The sequence below is a fragment of the Thermosynechococcus sp. OHK43 genome (genome assembly GCF_014466085.1).
Lineage (GTDB): Bacteria > Cyanobacteriota > Cyanobacteriia > Thermosynechococcales > Thermosynechococcaceae > Thermosynechococcus.
This window is the reverse complement of the sequence record NZ_JACOMP010000025.1, coordinates 1-5,843: the sequence shown is the minus strand read 5'-3', so window position 1 is coordinate 5,843 and position 5,843 is coordinate 1. Positions and strand designations below refer to the sequence as shown.

Annotated in this window: 5 protein-coding genes; all 5 read right to left on the bottom strand. The window is 55.5% G+C overall.

Annotation, left to right across the window (positions count from 1 at the left end; all coding sequences use genetic code 11):
* The coding region (gene mutS / locus H8Q75_RS01220; protein WP_365970494.1) for a DNA mismatch repair protein MutS at window positions 1-2,136 on the bottom strand (2,136 nt) is incomplete at its 3' end.
* A 195-nt stretch (window positions 2,137-2,331) separates the two neighbouring features.
* Entirely contained in the window at window positions 2,332-2,721 is a 390-nt protein-coding gene (locus H8Q75_RS01215) for a hypothetical protein (protein ID WP_162147180.1), read from the bottom strand.
* A gap of 75 nt (window positions 2,722-2,796) precedes the next feature.
* Window positions 2,797-4,188, bottom strand: a complete 1,392-nt coding sequence (locus H8Q75_RS01210; RefSeq protein ID WP_041429149.1) for a PP2C family protein-serine/threonine phosphatase — start codon at window positions 4,186-4,188, stop codon at window positions 2,797-2,799.
* Between the two features lie 91 nt (window positions 4,189-4,279).
* Window positions 4,280-5,581, bottom strand: a complete 1,302-nt coding sequence (locus tag H8Q75_RS01205) for an MFS transporter (RefSeq protein WP_297039763.1) — start codon at window positions 5,579-5,581, stop codon at window positions 4,280-4,282.
* Window positions 5,578-5,739, bottom strand: a complete 162-nt coding sequence (locus H8Q75_RS01200) for a hypothetical protein (RefSeq protein ID WP_297039760.1) — start codon at window positions 5,737-5,739, stop codon at window positions 5,578-5,580. Before H8Q75_RS01200 ends, H8Q75_RS01205 begins: the two co-directional genes overlap by 4 nt.
* Between the last annotated feature and the right edge of the window lie 104 nt (window positions 5,740-5,843).

Sequence of the window (5,843 nt, the reverse complement as noted above, 5' to 3'; positions counted from 1 at the left end):
GCCATCGAAGGTGGCGGTGCCGCGGCCAATTTCATCCAAGAGCACAAGGGAGCGATCGCCCGCATGGTTGAGGATGTTCGCGGTTTCATTCATCTCCACCATAAAGGTGGATTGGCCAGTGGCGAGATCATCAACGGCACCCACGCGGGTAAAAATGCGATCGCAGATGCCCAAGGTGGCACTAGTAGCGGGCACATAACTGCCCATTTGCGCCAGCAGTTGAATCAGACCCACCTGCCGCAGATAGCAACTTTTGCCGCTGGCATTGGGACCCGTCAGCACCATTAAATCTGCCTCTGTCCCCAGTTGGGTATCGTTGGGAACAAAAAAGCCGGCCGGTAACGTTTGCTCCACAACGGGGTGACGGCCACCGCGAATGCAAAGCTGGCGATCGCGGGTCATTTGCGGTCGGCAATAGCCCTGATACACCGCCACCTCGGCTAACCCCAAAAGGGCATCCACCGCTGCTACTGCTGCTGCAATCTCACGAATCGTTGAGGCCTGAGCGGCCACCTGCTCGCGCAACTGGACAAAGTATTGGTACTCCAGTTCAAAAAGATGGCTTTGAGCCGCCAATAGCCGTGCTTCCCGTTCCTTGAGCTCAGCCGTAATAAAGCGTTCCTCATTGGCGAGGGTTTGCTTGCGGATGTAGTCATCGGGCACTTGGCTCAGCTTGGCGCGGGAGACACTGAGGTAATAGCCAAAGACTTTGGTGTAGCCCACTTTCAGTGTACTAATGCCCGTGCGCTGTCGCTCTTGGGCTTCCAGATTGAGAAGCCACTGTTGATCCTGCTCGATTTGCTGGCGCTGCTGATCCAGTTCGGGATAGGCACCGGGGCGTAGAATTCCCCCTTCGCTGAGACTAATGGGGGGGTGATCTACCAGGGCCGCACTGAGGGTGTCCGCCAATTGCTCAATAACCGGTGGCAGTTGAGCCAGCGCTTGCAGATAGGGAGAGGTCGTGTTCGCAACCACCGCTGCCAAAGAGACTAAGGTGCGAAAGGAGTCCCGCAGCGCTGCCAAATCCCGCGCGTTGGCAGTCCCTGATCCCGCCCGACCGGCCAAGCGTTCAAGGTCATAAATTTCCTGAAGATGGCGATGTAGACTCTGGCGCAGGCTACTGTTGGCTATCAACTCAGCAATCGCCTCCTGGCGAGCCGTAATCTGCTCAATATCAAGGAGGGGTTGCAGCAGCCAACGGCGGAGCAGGCGTCCCCCCATGGCGGTTGTGGTGCGATCGATCGCCCACAGGAGTGAGCCTTGAAAACTGCCGTCGCGAACGGTTTGGGTGAGTTCCAGATTGCGGCGAGTCTGCGGATCCAGAAAAAGATACTGTTGCAGGAAATAGGTGCTGAGGTTTTGCAGGGGGACAGGCTGCTGGCGGTGGGTTTCATCCAAATAGGCCAACAGTCCCCCAGCGGCGCGCATGGCAAGGGGCAGATGTTCACAGCCAAAGCCTTCCAGGGATTTCACCTGAAAACGTTGACACAGGCGTTGCCGCGCTTCCGCTGCCTGAAAATCTTGGGGCGATCGCAGCGTGTAGCACCACTGGGGCGGCAATTCCGGGGGCAATTGATCCTTGCCTTCGCCGGGGCGCAAGAGGCGATTAATGTCCGGCGCTTCGGTGGGCAGGAGGATTTCTGCCGGTTGCAAGCGGTTGAGTTCTGCCACTAGATCGGCGCGATCGCTCCCTTGGGTGGTACAAAACTCCCCCGTCGAGACATCGGCATAGGCCAACCCCCAATGGTTGCCAGAAAGTAGAACAGCAGCTAAAAAATTATTGCGGCGCGGTTGAAGCAGCTCTGTATCTAAAACCGTTCCCGGTGTAAAGACTTGGGTCACTTGCCGCTTCACCAATCCTTGGGCTTGGGCAGGGTCTTCCACTTGATCGCAGATGGCAATGGCATAGCCCTTTTCAATGAGGGTGCGGCAATAGCGTTCAAGGGCATGGTGGGGAATGCCGGCCATGGCCACCCGTCCCACTTCTTTGCCACCCTCTTTGCCGGTGAGCACCAGTTCCAATTCGCGGGCCACCGTGCAGGCATCCTGAAAAAAGGTTTCGTAGAAATCCCCCACCCGATAGAGAAGCAGGGCTTGGGGATAGGCGTCCTTGAGTTCAGCATAGTGCTGAAGCATCGGCGTCAACAGCGATCGCTCCACCTCATCGTGGCGCACCTGCAAACCGGGGTTACGTCCTAAGCGCAGGGCAGGGGATTCAGTCTCAGAATGCATCAGCGGGCGATCGTTGGACATAGCAACGTCACAACTTCCTGTGGTGTGCTCCAAGGGGACTTTATATTTTATAGTTTTCCCTATCGTGGAGTAGAGCGCTTAATACTCATCCCCCGTAGTCTCCATAAAGAGCCATTCCGCCAGCCCAGAACTCTGTTCGCCAAGAATTGCCAGCGCCTCCTGAAAACGACTGCGTTGAACATTGGCCTTGCTGATGCGCTCTGGATAGGTGGTCAGCAGCAGATAGGGTTGGCTTTCGCTGGATTGGACAAAGGTTTCCACGCCAGACACCACTGGATGCATCTCAAAAAAATGATGCAGTGTCATAGCCTGGTCAAGGGTTTCGGCAACCACAAAGCCAAGGTAACGGGTTAGGGTGTCCCAAATGGCATCATCATCACAACGGAAGCTGACCTCAACAAAGTAGCGCATCGCCACCTCGTACATACCTGCGGTTATCTTAACCGCTTTTATTGATTTGATTGCCATGACCTTGGGAGGGCTCTCTGTTACAGGAGCGGAGGGGGCAACTGACAATCCCCAGGGCCAGGGTTGCGGTGTGGCCTACTGGTCAATCACCCGCAGAATCACCAACGTCATATCGTCGCTGCGTCGGCCCTTGGTATTGGTAAAGGCATCAACGGCATCAAAGATATAGTCCAATAGTGCCTGTGCCCCTAAACCTTTGGCGCAGCCTTCCTTGACAACCGCTGCTAGCCCTTCTTCCTCAAAGCGTTTGCCCTTGGGATTATCGGCTTCTGTGATGCCATCAGTGTAGTAAATCACGGTGTCCCCTGCTTGGAGGCGTACTTCGGCTTCTTGGTATTGACTGCGGGGATCCAAGCCAATGAGCATACCGTAGGTGTCCAGCCGATGGATCATCCCGGTTTCAGCCCGCCATAGGAGGGGGGGCAGGTGGGCAGCATTACTGTAGGCAAGAATCCGGGTTTGCGGGTTGTACTCAGAGTAAAAGAGGGTCACAAAGCGGTGGGAGCTTTCTAAATCCGGCTGCATCGCCCGGTTGAGGTGCTGCAAAATGCGGCTGGGACGGTGACCATTCAGCGCTTCTGCCCGCAGCATGCCACGGGTCATGGTCATGATCAGTCCGGCGGGTACCCCTTTACCCATGACATCGCCAATGGCAATGCCCCAACGGCCTTGTTCAATCTCTTGTTGATCGCTAAGGCCATAGGTAATGGGAATGAAGTCGTAATAGTCTCCCCCAACCCAACTGGCGGTGCGACACTCGGCGGCTAGCTCTAGGCTGTGGATTTTGGGACAGCGGTGGGGCAAAAGTCGCCGTTGAATTTCAGCACCAATTTCCAGTTCCCGATCCAAGCGCTGGCGATCGCGCAACTTTAAGGCCAATTCATCATTGGCAATGGCCACCGCCGTTTGATCCGCAATCACCTGCAACAGTTGCTGTCGCGTTTCATTCCACCCATAGTCCGGTTGTTGGCTAAAAACGTATAACCGTCCCCGCTCTGTGAGTCTGGAATCCTTGACGAGAATGGCGGTGGCGTAGAACTGAATGCCTTGGGGAAGACGTTCCCGCAGTTGCTGATCTAAAAGCTGCTCAAGTCGAGGACGATCGCTCCCGGCATCGATTGCAGCCATACCAACGCTATTGGCAAGGGTACGGGTGGCGGTTTCTAGGGCAGCACGAATATTGGGGCACTGATCGCTGGCGTGACAATGGAGCTGTTCAAGACGGGCTTGGCCATCGGCGCGAAATAGGACCAATGCAGCTGCCTCCGCCTCCGTTACCCGACAGGTAATCAGCGGGATCAGTTCAAAAAATTGATTCAGATTATTGAAACTCCGCAGCGCAAAGCTCAGGGATGCCAATAGCTCCTGAATTTTGCTGTTTTCCCGCTGTAACCGCGACACCATTTCCTTGAGGGCGATCACAGGACTAGAAGAGGTCGTAGAGGATGAGGGGAAGGCGGGTGACATGGTAAGTTACGCCAGCAAAAGCGTCAATTGACTGTACAGCGTAGCGCAAAAAACGTCAAGATGAAAGGATTTAAGATTTTTTATGGAACTTTTAGAGCAGGTTGCCGCTCACCATACCGTTGCGATGGCTGAGGGTCATCAGCGTCCCACCAAGGGCGATCGCCCCCCCCAAGCCGATGAGTACCGGTTGCAGCCCCCACCATGTCTCCGCTAAACCAGCCACGCCCAAGGGCACACTGAGGGCAATATTCACCAGGTTATTTTGCAGGCCAAAGATAGTGCCTCGCTGTTCGGGTGGTGTCATGAGTTGGATGAGGGTTTGCAGGGGAATTGCCACAAAGGCGGCAAAAAAGCCCAACCCCACGACGTAGGCGATGCTCCAAGCCAAGGAATCGAGACTCAGAGACAGACCAAGGAACATGCCTCCCATTCCCCAACAGCCTAGCAAACTTGACCAGCCATAGGCAAAGCGCTTACCCACGGTATTCAACAGCAGTGCCCCTAGCCCGAGTCCGCCGGCCGCTGCGGCCAACAGAAAACCGAATTGAGCCGTATCGAGGCCAGGTAAGATTTCCGCAAGGCGCACCACCAAAACGGACATGGCGGCCACACTGGCAAAGAGCAAAATGAGTTGCAGCAGCGCAAAACGCAGGGCGGGATATTCCTGTAAAAGCTGAAGGCCTTGGCGGAGTTCTTGCCACACTTGCCGAGGGCGACTCGGGGGCAGATGACACTGATCCGGTGGCCGCAGCAGCATCAATAGAAGGGCTGCCCCACCATAGCAGGCGCTAACAAACACTGCCCCACCCCACCGGGCATGCCAGTGGCTCGCCAGATGCAAAAGCGGCTCACCCGCAGCAAACCCCACAACAAGAGCCGCCATCATCGTTAGCGTGTAGAGGGAATTGGCGGACATCAGATGGGACTTATCCACCAGCAGAGGAATGGCGGCCTGTTCGGCGGGGGCAAAAAACTGGGTTAAGCAGGAAATTGTAAACGTGATCAGCAACAGCGCCATAAACCCAAACCACTGCCCGGCGCCAAGGAGAATTGTGATCGGAATCCCTAAAACAAGGAGGGCACGGTATAAATTCGTAACAATGAGCACCTGTTTTTTTGACCAGCGATCCACCAGCACCCCCGCCACGGATCCAAGGAGGATGGCCGGAATCGTAAAGGCAATCATGATCGCCGACACCCAACCACTGATGCTCTGGTTTGCCGCTTGGAAAAACTCCGTAATCAGAGCAATGACAAATACAAGGTAAATTTTATCGGCCAACTGCGAGCAGACCTGTGCCAGCCAAAGAGCAATAAAATTGCGGTTTTGCCAGAGGGGCGGCACCGGTGGTAGGGGCAACTCCAAGGGAATGTCTTGCTGCTCAATGGTCATGGCTGGGACACCCCAACAGGTGAAAAACAACTATCAAGGAGGGGGGGCACCCGCAACGGTTGCTCCAGATGAAATTGCAGGTACTGGCGCAACAGCCGGCGGCTGCCGCGCGGCCGGTAAATGACGGAAACGTTCTCGGCGCGAATCGACTCGCTCATTTACAGATACCTGTAAAACCGGTGCTTCATGCGGGAGAAAATGAATGCTCCGAGAAGCAGGAAGACGGCGGAAACGAGCGTCATTTTCCACATCAGGGTGGTTG

Coding starts and splice junctions, on each gene's coding strand:
- H8Q75_RS01215 (WP_162147180.1), bottom strand. CDS start 2,721: ATGGCAATCAAATCAATAAAAGCGGTTAAGATAACCGCAGGTATGTAC.
- H8Q75_RS01210 (WP_041429149.1), bottom strand. CDS start 4,188: ATGTCACCCGCCTTCCCCTCATCCTCTACGACCTCTTCTAGTCCTGTG.
- H8Q75_RS01205 (WP_297039763.1), bottom strand. CDS start 5,581: ATGACCATTGAGCAGCAAGACATTCCCTTGGAGTTGCCCCTACCACCG.
- H8Q75_RS01200 (WP_297039760.1), bottom strand. CDS start 5,739: ATGAGCGAGTCGATTCGCGCCGAGAACGTTTCCGTCATTTACCGGCCG.